Here is a 4,839-nt window from a genome sequence, read left to right as displayed (position 1 = left end):
CAAAACTTATTTTTTGATAATCATTTTTTCGACAGGGTTGTTTTTTTGGTGTTTCCATAGGATACTAAAAGTGTTTAATTTTTAGTCAACCTATTTTAGGACGAGAGGTTTTTTATAATTGGTGGTAACGTTCCGGCGCTTGTGCTAGTGGCGTAGTTTGATTACTAGCCAAACCAAAAATACACAAATAATTGATTCAGCGGATTCTTTTCTGATGAAAAATTACCTAGCCATTAGCACAAACGTGTGTTGGCAGATGTAGTTATATCTCGATTTGAATTTTTACTTTTCCGCCAAAACCTTTTTCTACAATATCGTAAAGAGTTTTAAGAGTTAGATTACTTCCGTTATTTTCTATTCTTGATATGTATTCTCTCTTTTTGTCAACTAAATCACCAAGCTCTGTTTGAGTTAATTTTTTTTCTTCACGAGCTTTTTTTAAAAGCAAACCAATTTTAAAACCTTGGAATTCTCTTTCAAGTTCGTCACGTCTTTCGGTTCCTTTTTCACCGTAAACATTATTTTTTATTTCTTTCCAACTTTTAGTTTCCATAGTTATTTAGTTTTTTCTTGATAATATTTTGTCATTAATTTTAACGCTTTCTCAATTTCATTTTTTGGAGTTTTTTGCGTTTTCTTTTGAAAGCCATTGAGTAATATTACAAGTTTTCCATTGTCAAAAAAGCAAAATACACGCCAAATATTTGACCCAAGTTGAATTCTAGCTTCATACAAGCCATTAGTTCCTTCCATAGATTTCAAATAATTCGATGGAACTCTTTCTAAAATTTCAATTGCCTCAATTATTTTGAATATTTTGTCTTGAACCTTTTTTGGTTGCTCAAGAAGAAAATCTTCAAAGTGATTTTCATATGCTATGACTTCACGTACTTTCATTTTTCAAAGGTAACTTAAAAGTTACATTAAAAACAAATTTTCTTTAGGATTTTTTTCGCCCACTATATCTGCCAACGGTTCGCCGCCACGCGACGTTGCGGAAAAGCGAGCCGAGTTTTCTCCACTAAGATAGAAAGTAAAACGTGAAAACAAAGCTTCCGATTAAGAAAAAACCAGCAATGATCGCGTGACGGCTGTTAGCGGTTCGGGCATTTTCTGCGTTAAAATGATTAGTGTTTTGAAACGGTTGATGGATTCTATTTTCATAATTGTTTCGCAACATTGCTTTTGGTTGATTGCTCCAATTTTGTTCTTCTATATTGATAATAATTTTCAGGTATCAATGTGCTGTCTTTTCTGCTACAATATAACTTATCTTGCACTTGTCTTAATTGATTCATTGAGGGAATTTCTGAAGAGTTACGAAGCTTTCTAGCGGCCTTTCGTACTTCTTCCAATGATTTAACTGCTTTTTGATTGTCTAAAATTAATTTTATCAAAATAACAATTAATGGTAAGGTTGGAGCAATAAAATTAGTTAAGTAGCCTTGTAATGAAGCATTCACAATTGTAGCAATAACAAATGAACTTACGACAATGATTAAACAAATAATTATACAATCATTCTTGAAATGAAATCTCAACTTTCGATCGTATTCCAAATTTGTTTCTTGGCAACGGAGTATTGCCTCCTCATGTTTTAAACCATCAAGGTCAATGTGATACCAATTTGTCAGCGGGGCTTTGGAATTGTGGACATAGTTCTTTTCAGCTTCCTCTATAATCCAGTTTTCTGGCATATCGCCACTGTTTGTTTCATTCCATACCATATTGTATATACGACAGTCAAATAGTTCCTGCACTTTTGCACCATTGGTTTTGAACTTCGATAAATAGCCAGATAAAAAAAGTAAATCAACTAAAGTGATTGAAACAGAAACTATAGCTATATAAGGTGTTAAGTCAATATTTATAAAGTCTTTCTGAACTAGCTTCACAAAGTTTAAAATGACTACTACAATAATGGTAATAGTAAGCTGCCACCTGTATATTTTCTTAGCATTCGCATATATGACCCTTTGTGCCTTTAACAACAGCATATTTTGAGGTAAATCTTGATTTTTTTTTATATCATTCATGTTTTAAATATTGTATGTTGGAAATTCAGATCCAAATATTTCGCCCCACTTTTCGATAGATTCTTTTGGCTTTCCGTTTGTCTCAAAATCAAGAGCTTCTTTAGAGCGGTTGTAATCAAGTTTAGCTCTTTCTTGTATCGAATTTCTTTCGCTCCAAGTCAGTGTGTTTAAGTCACCTTGAAAGCCTTTGGGATCATTTAAACTTTTGTGTATTTGATGATAGACATATGCAAACAAGTTTGGTAATTCCTTATAAACGTATGTACTACTATTGACATTTGCAGTGTCATAATAATTCAAAATCATACATTCAAGAAAATATGACCCCATCGTAGATGCTGTAGGGCGTTTAGTCCAGTATTTCATAATTCGGATTATGTCATGGACAGAAACTTGTTGTTTACTATTAATATTTAAAGTTCTGTTTTTATCAATTCTAGGGTCGGTTGCTTTCCAATTTCCACTTCCATCTGGTATTAAGAAAAAGGTTGTGCCGAAATTATCGGGTGCAGTTTGAAAACAAGGAACAATATCATATACCCATTCATAGGAGTTTAGCTCTAATGTTACTGCTTCTTGATTTCTTTTTATATCTGCTTTCTTGTATGAGGGAACATTTGCGAGGTATTCTTTAAACTTATTGATAACTTTTATAGAGTTAAGCACGTCAGTTCCCGGATTGCATAGTGTCAATTGTTTGTTTGCTTCTTGTCGGACTCGAATTCTATAACCTCCCACAATTTCTTCTCTCCAATTGCCTTGTGCGTGCAGAACAATCATTAAATCAATGTCATCTAAAGGTCTTATCTTGGTCTTACGTGAAAAAGAGCCATAATCAATGCTCATATATTCAGTGTAAAAATCAAGAAATTTTCCATCACTTGGGAATTTCTGTATTTCTGTAAGTAAATTATTTTTACTTTTCTTTGCTACACTATTACGTTCATCGTCCAAACGAACAATATCTTTCATAAATGTGTTGAAAGCATTATAGACTGTTGTTGCCATAGTTAATTAACTTCTTGGTTTATCTTTTCGAAATACATTATATACTTTATTTGCTAACTTTCAGCAGTCTTTTTTGCCTGACCGCTAACGTTTGGCCGCTACCCGAAGTTGCGGCTTGGCAACCGAGTTTTCTCCATTACCGAAAACGAAAATAGGAAAAAAAGCTGACAACTTACCGAAAACAGCAATTTCGGGTAACGGCGGTTATAAGCTGGTTGAGCCCTGAGATTTCTCCATTACCAATGAACTTTCTTTTAAAAGAAGAACGTTCCATTTTCCGTAAACTTTCTAATTATTTATTCCAATGAGCAAACTCCAATGAGCAGAAAATTTTTCGCAGAAAAAATTTTCTGCAACTAGCTTATAACGTTTTGCTGCTTCTGGCAGTGGCGTAATTTACTCACTGACAACAACAAATATACCGAATATTTGAAAACGAAAGTTGTTTTGTAAGAAAAAAGATTTTCACAGAAGTTTTATAAATAAATCCCAAGCCTAGCCATTGCTAGAAACAGCTGTTGTGCGTTGTTTTTTTACCAATATTCATATTTGTATATTACTTTCTCACTTATTTCTAAAATATTTTTTTGTTCATTAAAATATTCTTTAATTTCTTCAATAGGATTTTCTCTATCATCATAAACTTTAGTTTTAATAGATTGAATAATTTTTTTAATCTCAAAGTCTTCAAAATAATTTCCAAATTGGTCAAATCTAATTTCAGTAAATTCTGTAATTATTTCAGTTTTTATTTTTTTATTTTCATATGTGTATTTAGTTATCAAATTATTATCTTGTTTTTTTTCAATAAGTTGATTTTCGGAATTGTATTTATATTCAAAAATTGTACTGTTAGGAATAGAAAAGGCACTATCTCCACAACCTTCAGTAAACCTTTCAATTAGCATGCCTTTTGTATCATATTTTTCTACTTCAGTTATGAATAAATCTAAATTTTCATCATTAACTTCATCTTTGCAAATAACTTTTTCTATAATTTTAATTAGCTTTCCATTTTCATATACATATTCTTTTAGATTTAAAAAATTTGTTATTTCCAATTCATTATTCACTTTTTCTCCAAATAAATTGAAATTGAATTTTTCAAGCATAATCTTTAAATCTGGATATTTATCATAAATAATGGATTCATTTAAAGTTACTTTTGGTTCAAATTCATTTGTTTGTTTTTCAAACGTATATTCTTTAATTAATTGCTTATTATTGTTGTATTGAGAGAATTTAAGATTTAATAATATTCCTTTTAACGAATAATTTAAATCTAATTTTTCAGTTTCATTTAATTTAATTGTTTTGTTAATAGTTGGTTCAGTAAAATAAAAATTCTTTTCAGTTTGATTATTTAATAAATCAATTTTTTTCTCGATTCGGTAATTAAAATTACTTTCTATATGAACTATGGATTTATACTTTCTGATTGAATTATTTCTATATTCAGTCGATTTGATTTTGATAATATTGTTAATATCATCGTAAGTTCTTTTTAGTTTGTATTTTATTTTATTATTTGAAAACCTTTTAGATTTTATTAATCTTGACTTTTCATCAAAATACTCAATTTCTTTTTTTTCAATACCATCAGAGTTAATGATAGTTTCAATTCGCTTGATATTTTTCTTTGTTTCCATTTTCGTGTCATGTCCTAAAATACGTTGACCATTTTTAGGTTATTAATTAATTCAAAAATACGGATTTGTAATCGGAACATTGATAACTTTTTTTAAAAATTCCCTTCGGTTTTTAAAAAAGTTACCAACATTCCTTACGCAACCTT

At 30.2% G+C, this 4,839-nt stretch carries 5 protein-coding genes; all 5 read right to left on the bottom strand.

Annotation, left to right across the window (positions count from 1 at the left end; genetic code table 11):
* Positions 1–262 precede the first annotated feature (262 nt).
* On the bottom strand, positions 263–553 hold the full coding sequence (locus O9267_RS05050) for a helix-turn-helix transcriptional regulator (RefSeq protein ID WP_298176784.1): 291 nt from the start codon (positions 551–553) through the stop codon (positions 263–265).
* A 2-nt stretch (positions 554–555) separates the two neighbouring features.
* Positions 556–897, bottom strand: a complete 342-nt coding sequence (locus O9267_RS05045; protein ID WP_298176782.1) for a type II toxin-antitoxin system RelE/ParE family toxin — start codon at positions 895–897, stop codon at positions 556–558.
* Between the two features lie 263 nt (positions 898–1,160).
* Complete coding sequence (locus O9267_RS05040) at positions 1,161–2,036, bottom strand: S-4TM family putative pore-forming effector (RefSeq protein WP_298176780.1); 876 nt, start codon at positions 2,034–2,036, stop codon at positions 1,161–1,163.
* Between the two features lie 3 nt (positions 2,037–2,039).
* Positions 2,040–3,044, bottom strand: coding sequence for a hypothetical protein (locus tag O9267_RS05035; RefSeq protein WP_298176778.1), 1,005 nt, complete (start codon positions 3,042–3,044; stop codon positions 2,040–2,042).
* A gap of 533 nt (positions 3,045–3,577) precedes the next feature.
* Positions 3,578–4,693 (bottom strand): hypothetical protein, encoded by a 1,116-nt coding sequence (locus O9267_RS05030; RefSeq protein ID WP_298176776.1) that lies wholly within the window; start codon positions 4,691–4,693, stop codon positions 3,578–3,580.
* Positions 4,694–4,839: the final 146 nt, after the last annotated feature.

The organism is Flavobacterium sp. (assembly GCF_027531705.1).
GTDB lineage: Bacteria > Bacteroidota > Bacteroidia > Flavobacteriales > Flavobacteriaceae > Flavobacterium.
This window is presented reverse-complemented; position numbering and strand designations above follow the sequence as displayed.